The organism is Acinetobacter sp. CIP A162 (genome assembly GCF_000367905.1).
Lineage (GTDB): Bacteria > Pseudomonadota > Gammaproteobacteria > Pseudomonadales > Moraxellaceae > Acinetobacter > Acinetobacter lwoffii.
Genome location: NZ_KB849158.1, coordinates 202,356 through 217,728, shown reverse-complemented (window position 1 = coordinate 217,728; position 15,373 = coordinate 202,356). Strand labels below are relative to the sequence as shown.

Genomic DNA, 15,373 nt, shown 5'->3' with positions numbered 1-15,373 from the left:
CTCATTCATTATGAAACACATTGTTATTCCTGCACGTTTCGCCAGTTCACGTTTACCGGGTAAACCTTTGCTGGAAATTCATGGTCGTCCCATGATTCTGCGGGTAGTGGACCAAGCCAAGAAAGTGCAAGGTTTTGACGATCTGTGTGTGGCAACTGATGATGAGCGTATTGCAGCCGTTTGCCGTGCTGAAGGCATTGATGTGGTGATTACCTCAGCGGATCATCCTTCAGGCACAGACCGCTTGAGTGAAGTGGCTCGAATCAAAGGCTGGGCCAGTGAGGACATTATTGTCAATGTACAGGGGGATGAACCTTTACTGCCGGCGCAACTGGTAAAACAGGTTGCTCAACTCTTGGAAGATCAGCCTGAATCTTCCATGTCGACGCTATGTGAGCCGATCCATCAACTGGATGAATTCAAACGTGACAGCATTGTAAAAGTTGTCATGTCAAAACACCAGCAAGCACTGTATTTTAGCCGTGCTACCATTCCTTATGACCGTGATGGTGCGAAACTGACTGAACCAAAACTGCATGATCAGGCCTATCGTCATTTAGGCCTATATGCCTATCGGGTAAAACTGTTGCAAGAATATGTGACCTGGGAAATGGGTGTGCTGGAGAAACTGGAATCTCTAGAGCAGTTACGGGTACTGGAAAATGGACACCGTATTGCCATTGCGGTGGCTGAAGCCAATTTGCCGCCAGGGGTGGATACCCAGGAAGATCTGGATCGCCTGAATCAGATGGATCTTTCCCATTTTGCCTAAGAAGAGTCAAATACATGCCTTTTGATGTCAATGCACATATCTATCCATGGCAGCAACAGGTTTGGGAAACCCTGACCGGGCGCTTTCCCAAGCTTGGACATGGTTTATTGTTTTATGGAAAAAAAGGCTGTGGTAAAGAAGCGTTTACCCAACAGTTTCTGGCTTGGGTGTTATGCCTGAATCGTCAGCCTGCCGGGCCATGTGGTGAATGCAGTAGCTGTCAATGGTTAAAGGCAGACACCCATCCCAACTATGTGCATATCAGTACCGATGACGACAATAAAAAACAGAATGCCAAAATCAAGATCGAGAAGATTCGCGATCTGCTGCCTTTTGTGCAACAGACTGTAGATGGCTGGCGCGTGATTGTGATTGAGCCGGCAGAAGCCTTGAATATTGCCTCTGCCAATGCCTTACTCAAAACACTGGAAGAACCCGGTGATAATACGGTCATTATTTTACTGGCGAATCATTATTTAAAATTGCCCGCGACTATACGCAGTCGTTTGCAGCATTTTGCTTTGGACCGGATTTCCGCAGAACAATTTAGCGATTATGTCCAGAATCAGCTCCCAGATGCAGGCGCTAGCCAGCAACAGTTATTGATGAACCTGTCTAATCAGATGCCGTTACAGGCATTAGAGGTTGCACAAAGTGCCTGGCTGCCACTGCGTCAGGAATTCCTGCAAGACTGGCAAAAACTGGTCATTCAAAAAAATATGCCACTGGCAATTGCGACCAAATGGAATAAAAGCCTGAGTTTTGGTGAATTTGCTCAAATGTTTGAATACTTGTTGTCCGATTTAATTTGTGTCATGCTAAATCAGACGGTGAAAAACATTGATCTTGAGTTGAATGTGCTTGCCGAACAATATTCATTAGAAGCACTTTTTAAAATTTATGAAGATTTTCAGCGCGCCAAGCAATATCTCGAGCAGAATGTCCAAAGCAATCTGGTCATCGATGAACTGTTTATCAAGCTGATGAATCTTTAATTAAGGGGAAATCACATGCAACCACGTATGGGCGGTATTATTCAGGCTACTATTCCTGACATTGAAACACTGTTTGCCAGCTATATGCCTTATGTTGTGGGTGGTGGGCTTTTTATTCCTTCCAAGCAGCCGGTCAAACTGGGCGAAGAGGTTTTTGTATTGACGACTTTGCCTGACCAGACCCAGAAAATTCCTTTAACCGGTAAAGTCATCTGGGTCTCGCAAAAGCAGAATGGCATCAAGCCACAAGGCTTTGGCATCCAGTTAAGCGGTGAAAAAGGCGTTTATTTTAAAAATGAAGCAGATCGTCTGGTTGCAGGTCTTAAATCTGAAGGACGTAAAAGTTACACTATGTAGTTAATTTACCCTTGGTAGGAACGCATCGTGTTTGTAGATACTCATTGTCATTTAACCCTGCTTGATTTGACACCATATCATGGTGATCTGGATCAGGCATTGGCTCAGGCTCGTGAAGCCGGTGTTTCCAAATTCATGAGTATCTCGGTCGATCTGGATGATCATATCGAGCTGGCCAAAATTGCCGCGCGTCATGCAGATGTCGGATATACCGTTGGCGTACATCCTTGCGAAGATGCTGCAACCATGGCGCGTGCCACGACTGAATATCTGGTCGAACTGGCGCAACCGGAGAAAGTCTGGGCGCTCGGTGAAACGGGTCTTGATTATTATCACAGTACCGATTTTATTGCAGAGCAAAAGGCCTGTTTCGCCCGGCATATTCATGCGTCACAAATCACCAAAAAACCTGTAGTTGTTCATACCCGTTCCGCCAAGCATGATACCGTTGATATTATCCGCGCGGAAAAATCGACTCACGGGATTTTGCATTGTTTTACCGAAGACTGGGAAACCGCCAAAGCGGTACTGGACTGCGGCTATTATGTGTCATTTTCCGGCATTGTTTCCTTTAAAAATGCGCAGGATCTGCGTGATGTCGCCAAACAGGTTCCGCTGGATCGTGTGCTGATTGAAACCGATAGTCCTTATCTTGCGCCAATGCCGTATCGTGGCAAATCTAATGAGCCTAAATACGTTCCTTATGTAGCCAAAGCGCTTTGTGATGTATATGATAAGTCGCTAGAAGAAATGGCTTCTATCACAAAGCAGAACTTTGAAAATCTTCTAAATTTAAAGTAAATAAAGTTATATAAAGTACAAGAGAGTTTATAGGGTGAAGATGGATCGTCAGGCTCAGTTTCGAGCAAGAGAAACCTTGATTTTTCAAGTCGCAGAGCAGCTCCTGTTGGAAAATGGTGAAGCAGGAATGACGCTAGATGCGCTTGCTGCTGAACTTGATCTGGCCAAAGGGACACTCTATAAACATTTTCAGAGTAAAGATGAACTGTATATGTTGCTGATTATCCGTAATGAGCGCATGTTGCTGGAAATGATTCAGGATAGTGATAAAGCTTTTCCTGAACATCTGGCCTTCTTTATGTTGCACCATTTACATCATCCGGAACGTACGGTGCTGTTCCATCAGATTGAAGAACGTCTGTCGACGACTGGCGTGGGAATTCAGCATCTATTCAGTGAACTGTATCAGGTACGCAAACAGCGTTTACGCCTGATCATCCGCATGACGGAAAGTTATCTGGTTTCAATTCATAGCCGCATGTCGGTGCGTGACTATCTGGCGTCGATCTGGTCACTGACCCATGGCGCCGCTGCAATTCTCAATTCCAGTTTTTATCAGCGTTATCTGGGTTCACGCGATACCTTGCGCGTGGCCTATATCGATCAAGCACTGGCTTTGCCAAAGCAGGTGCATTCTGCCGAGCAGTTTGCCTAAGGTTAGAGCTTAGTATGATCAGATCATCTCACAGCGCAGTTCGTGGCTTTACCCTCATCGAATTGATGGTGGTGATTGTGATTATGGGAATCATGGCCTCACTGGTATTGCTGAATACCAGTGGTGTCGATCAGCGTAAGGCCATGCAGGCACGCGAGATTTTGTTATTAGACTTGCAGCGGGTCATGCGTGAGGCGAATGACCAGTCCAGAATACTGGCGCTTGATCTGCAACCCGCGACCGATGTCTCGCCATTTCGTTATGGGATTGTAGAATATCGTTCAGCAGCGCAGACTAAACAGAACCTGCAAAATGAAAAATGGCAGAATTATACAGAGTTTAAATTACGTAAGCTGCCGGATCATGTGTCTTTTCGGATTCAGGGGCTAGAACAACAGCGTTATGCCCGTGCGCAAAATCGTGATCTGACGCAGGCGAATTCTCCTCAATTGATCTGGCTGGGGAATGGTGAGGTCAAGCCGGTACGGATTCAGTTCTTTTTAGAAGATCGCGAAGTCGGCTCTGCGATTGAGGTGGATCATCTGGGTAAAATCAATGAAATCTAGATATTTCAAGCAGAGCGCTGGGTCTGGTGTAATCAAGTTGTTTAAGGCGAGTGTTCATGGATTTGATCATGTGTGCTGCAAGCATAGGACTTCGTCTTGCGCTGCTATCGGACTTTCTTGCGCGACAATGTCGCTCAGGTCGAGTGTTACTCGACTTAATCGTGCCTCAGGTTTTACCTTATTGGAAGTTATGGTTGCACTGGCAATTTTCGCTACCGCAGCCATGACGCTGACCAAAGTTGCAATGCAATATACCCAGTCAACCTCGAATGCCATTCTGCGCACCAAAGCACAGTTTATTGCCCTGAACGAAGTGGCTCAAATGGAAATCAATCAGCAATGGATGGATGGTACGGCCTCCAAACAGCTGACCCAGCAAGGCGAAACCTGGCAAATTGACAAGCGCAGTGAACCGACGATCAGTCCCAATGTGCAGCGTATTGAACTACAGGTCAGTCTGGTGAATCCGGATACCGGCCAGGTTACATCCGGGATCAGCAGTTTAATGTTCTTTAATCATCGCATGAACAATACGCCATGAAGCCTAAAGGATTTACCCTGGTCGAATTATTGGTTGCGATTGCGATCTTTGCAGTGCTGTCTGCTTTGGGCTGGAAAGTTTTTGATTATATTGTCAAAACCAAAGATCAAAATGCAGTACATGAACAGCGTCTAGGTCAGCTACAGGAAACCTATCAGCAAATTTTACGGGATACGGTACAGGCAGTCCCTTTAACGGCCAATATTAATGGTGATATTCAACCGGCTCTGGTTTTGCAAAATGGCCGTTTTAATTTTAGTAAAACTGGCGTGACTGATCCTCTGGAGGAGGGTATTTCGCCAGATGAACGCATTGAATATCAGTATCGGGCCGATGAGCAGAAACTTTATCGCTTGAAATACCGGAATCTAAATCAGGCAGGTCAAGATCAGCCCGAATCCAGTGTTTTATTGTCGGAAGTGGAACAATTTCAGATCATCGTACTTAATCCGAATGAACTCACGCAATGGCCGGATGCTTCTGCTGATCTGAATCAGTTAGAGCATAAACAGCGTTTGCCTAAAGGGATTAAAATCAATTTAACCGTGAATGGTGTAAGTTATGAATGGATGTTCAGTTTATTGAATACGGACTTTTTGCTTGATACTCAGAACACCGGTCAACCCAGCTCAGAATAATAAGAAATGAAAATGAATAAAGCGATCATGATCAAGCAGCAGCAGGGCATTGCACTGATTACCATTCTGGTGATGGTAGCGCTAGCGACTATTTTGGCTGCCACGATTGCCCAGCATCAGGCTGCAACTGCTGAAAGCACTGCCTATTTGATGCGACAAAACCAGTCCTTAATGTATGCCAAAAGTGCTGAGGCCTTTTTTTCTGAATTGCTGGTCGATGATGCTGAAAATGCCGCAGAGGTCGACCATCTGCAGGAAACCTGGGCGCAGCCCATGCCAGCTTTTCCGGTAGATGACGGTTATGTCTCCGGAATAATACAGGATGAATCAGGCAAGTTTAATTTAAATAGCCTGATTACTGCCGAAGGCGCAGTCAATGAAAATGCCAAAGCATGGTTCGAGCTGATTCTAAAACGTGCCAGTTTGCCGGAACAGCTCAGTGAAGCAGTCATTGACTGGCAGGATGCAGACGAGCTGGTCAGTGGGGGGATGGGCGCCGAATCTAACTATTATCAGGGCTTGCCCAATGCTGCTTTGCCACCGAATGCAAAATTTCATAGCGTAGAAGAGTTAAAGCTGGTACGCGGTTTTGAAGAGAATAAATATAAGCTGATAGCACCTTATCTGAGTACTGCACCGGTGCAGGAGAGCCTGGTCAATATTAATACCGCTTCAGCTTTTCTTTTGGCTAGTATGGATGAAAAGCTGGATGTGAATGCAGTGCAGCAATTGCTGGATCAGCGTCAGGCCAATTTGGAGCACTTTTCCAATGTGACTGATCTGTGGTCACTGGAGCCTTTCGCTCAGGTCGATGCGGACAGGCGTAATTTGTTTAACAGTCTGCTTGGGGTGCAATCCAATTATTTTAAAGCCCGAATCGAAGTGGTTTTAAGTGAGCGTAAGCGCCAGTTTAGCAGCGATCTGGTTCGTCAGGACAAACAGGTTTATGTCGCTTACCGTAGCATGGCGCCATTTTAATTTTAGCTCATGAATTGTACAGGCTGGATAAGCGCAAATGCCGGGCTGATGCCTTTTCCCTATCATGCTAAACAGCAAAATTAATCCTCAAAGCTTTACTTTTGCTTTATAATCAAAATTAATTCACCTATTTTTTGACGACATTACGGCATATGTTAATTCGTAAGTTATTTAAGTTTGAGAATGCTCATATTGTGCGTAACTGCACGTCAGATCGCTGTAAGCGTTCGATCCATGGCCATAGTTATAAAGTCGAGTTATTGCTAAAAGCCTCGAAGCTAGATCATGGTCAAATGGTCTATGACTTTGGTCTGCTTAAAGGTGTGATTAAGGATTTCTTTGATTCTTTCGATCATGCCATCTGCTTTTGGCAAAATGACGATCCGGAATATATTCAGGCCTGCAAGAATTTCAGTGCGCGCTGGGTGTCTTTGCCGGTATCGCCATCAGCAGAACAGTTTTCACGTATTTTCTTCTTTCTGGCACAGCAGGTGCTGGCATCGACCGTGACTCAAAATGGTGAAGGCGATGTCGAAGTCTATTCTGTGATTGTGCATGAAACCGACACCGGCTATGCACAAAGCTTTTTAGAAGATATTCAAAATGAACAAATGGGCATCCTTAGTCTGGAGCAACTTGAGTTCTCTGAACAAGTGCAGGCTGAATGGACAGATCCGGACATGTTTGCCAAGCTCAAACAGGGCACACCATTTCATAACCCTACAGTAGATTTACAGGTACAGATTTAAAGTCTGCGTGACTTTAAATCCATTGACATAGATTTAGGATTGAAGAATGTCTTTAAATGAACAGCAACTGGCCAAGCTGAATAAAGTTCAGCTGGATGAAAGCTGGAAATATGGATTGAGTGAATTTTTGCTCAGTCCTAAAATGGATGAATTAAAAGCATTTCTCGTTGAAGAAAAAAAAGCAGATAAAATCATTTATCCTCCCAATCATCTGATTTTTAATGCGTTAAATATCACGCCGCTAGATCGGGTAAAAGTGGTAATTTTGGGGCAAGATCCTTATCATGGCCCAAATCAGGCGCATGGATTAAGCTTTTCCGTGCAAAAGGGGGTTGCATTACCACCATCTTTGCGTAATATTTTTCATGAGTTACATGCTGATGTTGGGGTTGAAAGACCGAAGCATGGTGACTTGACGCATTGGGCAGAGCAGGGTGTGCTTCTGTTAAATGCAGTACTGACCGTAGAAGCAGGTCAGCCGACTTCGCATCAAAAGCGCGGTTGGGAAGAATTTACCGATCACGTCATTGATGTATTAAATGAACAGCGTGAACATATTGTCTTTATTCTTTGGGGCGCATACGCACAGCGTAAAGGACAGCGCATTAATCAAAACAAGCATCTCGTGTTAAAGGCAGCACATCCATCGCCTTTGGCCGCAAACCGTGGTGGTTTTTTTGGTTGCAAAGTATTTTCGAAATCGAATAATTACCTCAAACAACATGGCATTGAGCCTATAGATTGGCAGCTGGACGCATGAAATATTCTCCCCTTACTAAACATTATCATCCAGATTTGATTGTTGAAGAAGCGCACAATGGTTGGCGTATCGTTCGTTTAAATCGCCCGAAATCTTTGCATGCGCTGGATGAATCGATCGCTTCCGCACTTCTGGAAGTATTTCAGGATTTCCATCATGATGACAGTGTAAAAGCCATCTGGCTGGATTCAACCACACCGAAAGCGTTCTGTGCGGGTGGGGATGTGCGTAAACTGCGTCAGTTAGTGATTAATGATGAAGTCGCGACTGCCAATAAATTCTTTGAGCAAGAATATGCACTTGATCTGTTATTGCATAATTATGCCAAACCCGTTTTAGTCTGGGGTGAAGGTTATGTGATGGGCGGCGGCTTGGGGCTGTTTATGGCGGCGCCTTTCCGTTTAGTGACGCCCTATTCACGTTTGGCCATGCCTGAAATTAATATCGGTTTGTATCCAGACGTGGGTGCAACCCGCTTCTTAGCAGATCGTGGTGCGATTGGTCTATTTACTGGCTTGACCGGTTCGATCATGACCGCTGCGGGCGCTTATGGGATTGGCTGGGCAACGCATATTTGTGATGCACAGCGTGATTCAGTTTTGGATAAAGTCATTAATATCGACTGGGAGCATTATCCTGCAGGTGACTTTCGTGCCATTGATGATACCCTGAATAGTATGCACCGTCCAGTCGGCCCAGGACCGCTGCAAAACTCCTTGGATGTGATTCATAGTGTTTGCCGTGGTATCAACTTTGAGCATGATTATGAGTCGATTATTGGCCTGAGTGATGCGCGTAGTGACTGGTTGCGTCAGGCCAGTGAAAACCTGAAAAAAGGTTCGCCGACTACCGCAGCCTTGACCTGGCTATTATGGCAATGGGGTAAGCAGGTACATTCCTGGAATGAAGTTTTCGAGCTGGAAGTTCAAATTTCTGACTGGAAAATCCGTCATCATGATTTTGTCGAGGGAGTGCGAGCGCGTCTGGTCGATAAAGACCTTAGTCCTGAGTGGAAAAAAGGTGTAGATATGAGCTTAAAAGGTATCCTGTCTGGAAATCCTCCAGTTACGACTATTGAAAGCTGGAATGAGCTGCTCAAGCATTATGGTGTGATTTAAGCCTCAATGTCCGAAACACAATTTACAGATGAATACTGGATGCAGCGTGCTTACGAGCAGGCTGCACTTGCTGCTGCACAGGGAGAAATCCCCGTCGGGGCAATTATCGTCAGTCAGAATCAGATCATTGGTCAGGGATTTAATGCGCCCATCTCGTTGAATGATCCGACTGCGCATGCTGAAATTGTTGCACTACGTGATGCCTGTCAAAACATCCAGAATTATCGTTTACCTGATGATGCAGTGCTTTATGTGACTTTAGAGCCGTGCACCATGTGTGTTGGTGCGCTGGTGCATTCACGGGTTTCACGGGTAGTATTTGGCGCATTTGAAGCGAAAGCAGGTTCACTGGTGAGTGCGCGTCAACTGTTTGAAACCGGTTATTATAATCACGTATTTCCTTTCCAGGCAGGCTGCATGCAGCAGCAATGTTCTGAACAGCTCAGTGCATTTTTTAAGTTGCGCCGCGAGCAGAAACGAGAACTCAAGTTACAAGAAAAGTTATTAAATACGCAGAAATAAATCTGCTTTATCCGCTAAAATTTGCTTACTTTCAAATATCTGCAATCTTCAGGAACAATAATGAACAGCATTCAAGTAAAAAAAGAATTTCCGGCAGCGCTTGATGATGTCTTTAATTTGATGTCCAAGCATGACACCTATAATATTGCCTTCGCACCGATGCAGGTCGAACGAATCAAGGATTCTGCGGATGCTGAACATCCTGATGGACTCGGTTCGGTACGTGCAATGGGTATGGGGCCAATAAAGCCGCTGAAAGAACAAATTACCTTGTTCGAGCCAAATAATCGCATCGAATACCAGATTATTAAAAATCCGTTAATCAAGCATCATTTGGGTATTATTGAATTTGAAGCACTGGCTGATGACAAAACGCTAGTAACTTATACGATTGAATTGCAGGCACGTGCGCCTTTTGTGAGTAAATTAATCCTTGCACAGTTACAGGCAGCGATTAAACTAGGCCTGACAAAACTCGCAAAATCTGTTTAAACAACAACGGGAAAGCAATGACAGTTCAAATTATTACCATTGATGGTCCAAGTGGGTCTGGCAAGGGCACGTTAGCAGCGAAACTGGCTGCACATTATCAGTTTCACTTATTGGATTCTGGTGCTTTATACCGCCTTTTGGGTTTGTCATTGCATCACCATGATTTGCTGGATTCTCTAGACACGAAATTGCCAGAATGCGTACAAATCGCAACAAATTTAGATATCCAGTTTGTCAGTACCGACACTGGAGTGCAGGTGTGGCTGGATGGTGAAGATGTGTCCCAAACTATTCGCACTGAACGGGTAGGAGAGTTTGCTTCAAAAGTTGCAGCAATTCCTGAGCTTAGAACAGCGATGGTTTCACGCCAACATGCCTTTGCGCAGGCACCGGGTCTGGTAGCAGACGGACGCGATATGGCGACAAGTATCTTCCCGAACGCCCAGGCAAAAATATATTTGACGGCCTCGGCTGAATCCCGTGCGCAAAGACGTGTAAAGCAGTTGCAGGGCATGGGGCTGGATGTTAAAATAAGCGACATTTTAGCTAATATCATCGCTCGCGATAAACGAGATATGGAACGCACTGTCGCTCCACTCAAGCCTGCGGATGATGCTTACATTATCGATAGTTCAGATTTGAATATCGATGAAGTATTCCAGCTGATGACCACTTATGTGGATCAGCAGTTAGCAAACTAACCCAATTTTATCAGCAAACGCATAGCTTGATCAGTTTTATATGGACTATGTAGATGCTTAATTAAACCGGCCTTGTCTGATCCAAGACCGCTGACTTTATCGGAAATATCATGACCGAATCTTTTGCAGCCCTCTTTGAAGCAAGCGAATTAAACCTCAACGTTGAAAAGGGTGCAGTTATCCAAGGCGTTGTAGTAAGCATTGACTCTGATTGGGTAACTGTTGACACTGGCCTTAAATCTGAAGGCGTTGTTGACCGTGCTGAGTTCTTAAATGAACAGCGCGAACTTGAAGTTCAAGTTGGCGACACTGTAGACGTAGTTGTTGAAGCACTTGACAACGGTATGGGTCAAACAGTTCTTTCTCGCGAAAAAGCTAAACGCGCAGAAACTTGGACTAAACTTGAAAAAATCTTTGAAGACGGCGAAATCGTTACTGGTGTTATCTCTGGTAAAGTTAAAGGTGGTTTCACTGTTGACATCGGTCCAGTACGTGCGTTCCTTCCAGGTTCTTTAGTTGATACTCGTCCTATTCGTGATACTACTCACTTAGAAGGCAAAGAGTTAGAATTCAAAGTAATCAAACTTGACGCTAAACGTAACAACGTTGTTGTTTCACGTCGTGCTGTTATGGAAGCTGAATCTTCAGCTGACCGTGAAGCTCTTCTTGCTCAGCTTGAAGAAGGTCAAACAGTTACTGGTACGATCAAAAATCTTACTGACTACGGCGCATTCGTTGACCTTGGCGGTATTGATGGTCTTCTTCATATCACTGACATGGCTTGGAAACGCATCAAGCACCCTTCAGAAGTTGTTGAAGTGGGTCAAGAAGTTACTGTTAAAGTACTTAAATTCGACCGCGAACGTAACCGTGTTTCTCTAGGTCTTAAACAACTTGGCGAAGATCCATGGTTAGCGATCATGAACCGTTACCCTAAAGGTTCAATCGTTAAAGCGCGCGTAACTAACCTGACTGACTACGGTTGTTTCGCTGAAATCGCTGAAGGCGTTGAAGGTTTAGTACACGTTTCAGAAATGGATCACACGAACAAAAACATCCACCCATCTAAAGTTGTTCAGATTGGTGACGAAGTTGATGTTATGGTTCTTGAAGTTGATGAAGAACGTCGTCGTATTTCTCTTGGTATCAAACAAACTCGTGCTAACCCATGGGAAGAGTTTGCTAAAGACCACGACAAAGGCGAAAAAGTTTCTGGTACGATCAAATCTATCACTGACTTCGGTATCTTCATCGGTTTACCAGGCGGTATCGACGGTCTAGTTCACTTGTCTGATATTTCTTGGAACGAACAAGGCGAAGAAGCGATTCGTCGTTACAAGAAAGGCGACACTGTTGAAGCGGTTATCCTTTCTGTAGACGCTGAAGGCAACCGTATCAGCCTTGGCATCAAGCAAATGAACAACGATCCGTTCAATGACTTCCTTGCTGCTAACGAACGCGGTGCGTTGGTTAAAGGTACTGTAACTGCAGTTGACGCTAAAGGCGCTACTATTAAGTTAGCTGACGAAGTTGAAGCGACTCTGAAAGCATCTGAAATCAACCGCGATCGCGTTGAAGATGCAACTAAGTTCCTTGAAGTTGGTCAAGAAGTTGAAGCGAAGATCATCAACGTAGATCGTAAATCTCGCGCAATCAACTTGTCTATCAAAGCGAAAGACGAAGCTGAAGAGAAAGAAGCAGTTGCTAACTTGAAAACAGCTCCTGCTGGTCAAGACAATGGTCCTAAGACGATTGGTGACCTGATTAAAGCTCAAATGGGCAACTAAGTAAGCGTTTGAATTGTATTGTTAATGTAAGTTAACTAATACTTTTTATACAAATACTGTAAACGGTAGCGTAGTATTTAATTATTGCGCTACCGTTTTGTATTTAAACAGGTTATTATCGGGAAATAGATCCCAAGTAGCTTGATAATTAAAGAGGTCGCAGATGACTACTGAAGCACTTAATAAGTCTGACTTAATAGAGCGTATTGCGTTAAAAAATCCGCATTTGGCTGAGCCTTTAGTGGAAGAAGCAGTTAAAATTATGATTGATCAAATGATAGAAGCATTATCAACTGACAATCGTATCGAGATTCGTGGATTTGGTAGTTTTGCATTGCATCACCGTGAACCGCGCGTAGGTCGTAACCCTAAAACTGGTAAATCAGTAGAAGTGGCTGCAAAAGCAGTTCCGCACTTTAAACCAGGCAAGGCACTTCGTGACGCTGTGAACGAGTCTGCACAAAAATAATTGTAAATATTTTGCGGGGTGTTCATGCGTTACGTTCTGGTCATTCTTTTATTGGTACTGTTTGGTTATTCATTAGCTTTGGTTTTGCAAAACGGTACCGAATTGTCAGTGGACTTGTTATTTACTCAAGTTCCCGCAATGCGCCTGGGATTATTACTTCTCCTCACGTTATCTTTAGGTGTCGTTTTGGGCCTGTTATTGGGCGTTCAGATCTTCCGGGTTTTTCAGACGAATTGGGAAATAAAACGACTGCGTAAAGACATTGAACATCTACGTAAGGAACAGTTGAATACAGCCAAGTTAATGGCCGCTGAAGCAGCAGCCCATACCCGGCATGAAAAAACTGTATTAGATATTACCAATGAAAATCAAAGCCCATTATAATGGGCTTATTTTTTGCCTATATGAAGGGGTAATCTCTTGAGTATCATCGTCGCACTAGATGCCAAAAGCCAATTTGATGCCTTAGCCATTGCAGAACAGTTAGATCCTGCCTTGTGTCGACTTAAAGTTGGTAAAGAGTTATTTACCCATGAAGGTCCAATTATTGTCAAAGCACTTCAAGATAAAGGCTTTGATGTATTTCTGGATCTGAAATTTCATGATATTCCAAATACAACAGCACAGGCAGTATGCGCGGCAGCAGATTTGGGTGTGTGGATGGTCAATGTGCATGCCTCAGGTGGCCGCAAGATGATGGAAACCTGTGTAGAGCGTTTGCAAGCGGGTAATTATAAAACTCAGTTGATTGCAGTGACTGTATTGACGTCAATGGGCCGTGAAGACTTGAAAGATATTGGTCTGGATATTGAGCCAAATGAGCATGTAAAACGTCTGGCACAACTGACAAAAGACAGTGGTCTAGATGGGGTGGTTTGCTCAGCTCAAGAAGCGAAAATGTTACGTGAAACGATTGGAAAAGACTTTGCATTAGTGACACCCGGCATTCGTCCAGAAGGGTCGAATGCAGATGACCAGAAACGTATTGTGACACCGAAACAGGCAATGCTAGATGGCTCAACACATCTGGTAATTGGTCGCCCGATTACCCAGTCTAAAAATATGCGTCAGACTTTGAAAGATATTTTGGCAACGCTTTAATACGGTTTGAATGACAAAAAGCCTTTCAGTCGAAAGGCTTTTTTTATATATTGAAAAAATGGTTATAAAATAAAAAGGAAAAATGATGACTTCATCTGAACCACAATTAGAAAAAGTACAGAATGACGTGATTCAAAATATTCAACAGGCAGAACAGCTTAAGCAACAAGAATAGCAACAAAAGCAGGCAAGCTCAGCAGATCGGACAGCGAGGATCGATGTGGTCAGTTTGGCATCTGATGCCATCAGTCTCGCTTCGGATGTTATTGAAACAGTAGGCGATGCCTTAAGTGATATTGATTTAAGTTTTTAGTCAGCTCTGCCGGCCCCTTGCTTGTGCTTCGTTTTAAAATTCTGCTTTAAAAATTACCCAGGGAGGAGAGTCCCTCTTTATAAAAGAGGAATTTAGTGAGATTGAGAAAGTGATAAAGTTATTAAATCGCTGCCAGTATACTCACCATGATTGGTGCTAACAGTGACAAAATAAAACCACTGACCATGGCATGTGGAATAAAATCATGCCCGCAGGCTTGTTTAACCATCGGCAGAGTCACATCCATCGCAGTTGCACCCGCTGCGGAAATGGCCGATCTTGGATATCTCCAACCCATACAATACATCAGTAAGATGGCAAAAATTTCTCTAAACAGGTCATTCATCAGGGCGATACTGCCGAGTTCTGCATTTCTGAGTTCTGTCACGACAACGCCTGACATTGAGTAAAATCCATAGCCTTGTGACAGCATGATCAAATCTTTCAGACTGATGTCGGTGTTCCAGAATGAATAAAGCATGACCGCGAATAATGAACCGAAGATGCAACCGATTGGTACCAGGAGAATTTTAAAATTTAACCAGGAACGATCTAAAGGTGAATAAGCCAGATCCAGGCCAATCATGAACATAAATACTAGCAACAAATGCCAGGTGCTGATTTGCAAGGATAGATCAAACAGATTCAAGCCTGTATGTAAACAATATCCGCCTGCGAGAGCCAAAAAAGCATAACTCATGTTCAGCAAGGATTTAACTACTAGATCGACGGATACCCGACCTGAACTCGGAAGAGAACCTGCCCATTTAAATAGTAAATAGCAAAATGCAAAAGCACCGAGCGAAGTCAGAAAGGCAATACTGATCGACGTACTCAAAATCTGTAGGGGATGCTGTAATTCATCTACCAATTGTGAAAATTCAAAGGCAATCGCAATCAATAAAACATAGCTAAAATAGGGCAATAGGTTGAAACAGATTTTAATAATCGAAAGCGGAATTCGTTTTGCCATCGCAAAACCGAGTGCTAGACAGAATAGAAGCTGAAAGATAAGCCAAAGCGATTGCATAAGTTTAATGAATTGAAAAAATTACCTT

20 protein-coding genes are annotated in these 15,373 nt (G+C 44.0%); 19 read left to right on the top strand and 1 reads right to left on the bottom strand.

Annotation, left to right across the window (positions count from 1 at the left end):
* Window positions 1–10 precede the first annotated feature (10 nt).
* The 19 genes from kdsB to pyrF all read left to right on the top strand — a co-directional run bounded on the left by kdsB (window position 11) and on the right by pyrF (window position 14,002).
* Window positions 11–772 carry a 3-deoxy-manno-octulosonate cytidylyltransferase gene (gene kdsB / locus F995_RS03650; protein WP_004645470.1) on the top strand — a complete coding sequence of 254 codons (762 nt, stop codon included), beginning with the start codon at window positions 11–13 and terminating at the stop codon, window positions 770–772.
* Window positions 773–786: 14 nt separating this feature from the next.
* Window positions 787–1,767, top strand: a complete 981-nt coding sequence (locus F995_RS03645; protein WP_004645469.1) for a DNA polymerase III subunit delta' C-terminal domain-containing protein — start codon at window positions 787–789, stop codon at window positions 1,765–1,767.
* Between the two features lie 15 nt (window positions 1,768–1,782).
* Window positions 1,783–2,124 (top strand): PilZ domain-containing protein, encoded by a 342-nt coding sequence (locus tag F995_RS03640; protein ID WP_004645468.1) that lies wholly within the window; start codon window positions 1,783–1,785, stop codon window positions 2,122–2,124.
* 27 nt (window positions 2,125–2,151) lie between these two features.
* Entirely contained in the window at window positions 2,152–2,925 is a 774-nt protein-coding gene (locus tag F995_RS03635) for a TatD family hydrolase (RefSeq protein WP_004645467.1), read from the top strand.
* A 40-nt stretch (window positions 2,926–2,965) separates the two neighbouring features.
* Complete coding sequence (locus F995_RS03630) at window positions 2,966–3,580, top strand: TetR/AcrR family transcriptional regulator (protein WP_004645466.1); 615 nt, start codon at window positions 2,966–2,968, stop codon at window positions 3,578–3,580.
* Window positions 3,581–3,594: 14 nt separating this feature from the next.
* On the top strand, window positions 3,595–4,146 hold the full coding sequence (locus tag F995_RS03625) for a type II secretion system protein (protein WP_004645465.1): 552 nt from the start codon (window positions 3,595–3,597) through the stop codon (window positions 4,144–4,146).
* On the top strand, window positions 4,136–4,687 hold the full coding sequence (gspI, locus tag F995_RS03620; protein WP_370940780.1) for a type II secretion system minor pseudopilin GspI: 552 nt from the start codon (window positions 4,136–4,138) through the stop codon (window positions 4,685–4,687). Before F995_RS03625 ends, gspI begins: the two co-directional genes overlap by 11 nt.
* Entirely contained in the window at window positions 4,684–5,325 is a 642-nt protein-coding gene (gene gspJ / locus F995_RS03615) for a type II secretion system minor pseudopilin GspJ (protein WP_004645462.1), read from the top strand. The genes gspI and gspJ overlap by 4 nt, the downstream gene beginning before the upstream one ends.
* Before the next feature lie 6 nt (window positions 5,326–5,331).
* Window positions 5,332–6,303: a type II secretion system minor pseudopilin GspK gene (gene gspK / locus F995_RS03610; protein WP_004645461.1), complete on the top strand. Its 972-nt coding sequence runs from the start codon at window positions 5,332–5,334 to the stop codon at window positions 6,301–6,303.
* 152 nt (window positions 6,304–6,455) lie between these two features.
* Window positions 6,456–7,052, top strand: coding sequence for a 6-pyruvoyl trahydropterin synthase family protein (locus tag F995_RS03605; RefSeq protein ID WP_004278864.1), 597 nt, complete (start codon window positions 6,456–6,458; stop codon window positions 7,050–7,052).
* Window positions 7,053–7,098: 46 nt separating this feature from the next.
* Window positions 7,099–7,812: a uracil-DNA glycosylase gene (gene ung, locus F995_RS03600; protein WP_004645460.1), complete on the top strand. Its 714-nt coding sequence runs from the start codon at window positions 7,099–7,101 to the stop codon at window positions 7,810–7,812.
* A complete protein-coding gene (locus tag F995_RS03595) occupies window positions 7,809–8,930 on the top strand; it encodes an enoyl-CoA hydratase/isomerase family protein (RefSeq protein WP_004645459.1) in 1,122 nt (373 codons plus the stop codon). The genes ung and F995_RS03595 overlap by 4 nt, the downstream gene beginning before the upstream one ends.
* A 6-nt stretch (window positions 8,931–8,936) precedes the next feature.
* Window positions 8,937–9,452 carry a tRNA adenosine(34) deaminase TadA gene (gene tadA / locus F995_RS03590; RefSeq protein WP_004278860.1) on the top strand — a complete coding sequence of 172 codons (516 nt, stop codon included), beginning with the start codon at window positions 8,937–8,939 and terminating at the stop codon, window positions 9,450–9,452.
* Between the two features lie 60 nt (window positions 9,453–9,512).
* Window positions 9,513–9,944 (top strand): SRPBCC family protein, encoded by a 432-nt coding sequence (locus F995_RS03585; protein WP_004645458.1) that lies wholly within the window; start codon window positions 9,513–9,515, stop codon window positions 9,942–9,944.
* Between the two features lie 17 nt (window positions 9,945–9,961).
* The gene (gene cmk, locus F995_RS03580; protein WP_004645457.1) at window positions 9,962–10,645 is read left to right on the top strand and encodes a (d)CMP kinase; all 684 of its coding nucleotides are present in this window, start codon (window positions 9,962–9,964) and stop codon (window positions 10,643–10,645) included.
* Between the two features lie 110 nt (window positions 10,646–10,755).
* The gene (gene rpsA, locus F995_RS03575) at window positions 10,756–12,432 is read left to right on the top strand and encodes a 30S ribosomal protein S1 (protein ID WP_004645456.1); all 1,677 of its coding nucleotides are present in this window, start codon (window positions 10,756–10,758) and stop codon (window positions 12,430–12,432) included.
* 163 nt (window positions 12,433–12,595) lie between these two features.
* A complete protein-coding gene (locus F995_RS03570) occupies window positions 12,596–12,901 on the top strand; it encodes an integration host factor subunit beta (protein ID WP_004278853.1) in 306 nt (101 codons plus the stop codon).
* 24 nt (window positions 12,902–12,925) lie between these two features.
* Window positions 12,926–13,285 (top strand): lipopolysaccharide assembly protein LapA domain-containing protein, encoded by a 360-nt coding sequence (locus F995_RS03565; RefSeq protein ID WP_004278852.1) that lies wholly within the window; start codon window positions 12,926–12,928, stop codon window positions 13,283–13,285.
* A gap of 36 nt (window positions 13,286–13,321) precedes the next feature.
* Window positions 13,322–14,002 (top strand): orotidine-5'-phosphate decarboxylase, encoded by a 681-nt coding sequence (gene pyrF, locus F995_RS03560; protein ID WP_004645455.1) that lies wholly within the window; start codon window positions 13,322–13,324, stop codon window positions 14,000–14,002.
* A 434-nt stretch (window positions 14,003–14,436) separates the two neighbouring features.
* Here pyrF and F995_RS03555 read toward each other — a convergent pair whose 3' ends face one another.
* Complete coding sequence (locus tag F995_RS03555; protein WP_004645453.1) at window positions 14,437–15,345, bottom strand: LysO family transporter; 909 nt, start codon at window positions 15,343–15,345, stop codon at window positions 14,437–14,439.
* Window positions 15,346–15,373: the final 28 nt, after the last annotated feature.